At 72.8% G+C, this 624-nt stretch carries 1 protein-coding gene; it reads left to right on the top strand.

Translation table 11 applies throughout. The annotated features are described in order from the left end of the window. On the top strand, positions 1-624 hold a 624-nt coding region (locus KUM32_RS41055; RefSeq protein WP_217146747.1), incomplete at both ends, for a cation:proton antiporter.

The raw sequence follows: 624 nt of genomic DNA, 5'->3' as shown, positions 1-624 counted from the left end.
CTGCTGCACACGGCCGCGCTGGACAGCTCCTACCTGGACCTGCGCGCCAACGCGCGGTCGGTCGCGCTGCTCTCGGTCGGCTACGTGCTGTTCGCGACGCTGGCAGTCGGCTGGATCGCCTACCTCGTGGTGCCGGACCTGCCGCTGACCTCGGCGCTGGTGCTCGGCGCGGTGATCGCGCCGCCGGACGCGGTGGCCGCGACCGCCATCGCGCGCAAAGCGGGGCTGCCCTCCCGGATCACGACGATCCTGCAGGGCGAGTCGCTGGTCAACGACGCGACCGCGATCACGGCGTACAAGGTCGCGCTGGCCGCCGCGGTCGGCACGGGCGCCACGTGGGGCTCGGGCCTGCGGGAGTTCCTGGTCGCCGCGGTGGGCGGGGTCGGCGTCGGGGTGGTGCTGATGGTGCCGCTGCACTGGCTGCGCACCCGGCTCACCGAGCCGCTGTTGCAGAACACGCTCTCGCTGCTCATCCCGTTCGTGGCGTACGCGGTCGCCGAGCAGGTCGAGGCGTCGGGGGTGCTGGCCGTGGTGGTCGTGGCGCTGCACCTGGGGCACCAGCTCTGGCAGGTGGGCTTCGCGAACAGGTTGCAGGAGCGCGCGGTTTGGGCGATGGTCTCCTTC

The sequence above is a fragment of the Streptomyces sp. AC627_RSS907 genome (assembly GCF_019049165.1).
This window is presented reverse-complemented; position numbering and strand designations above follow the sequence as displayed.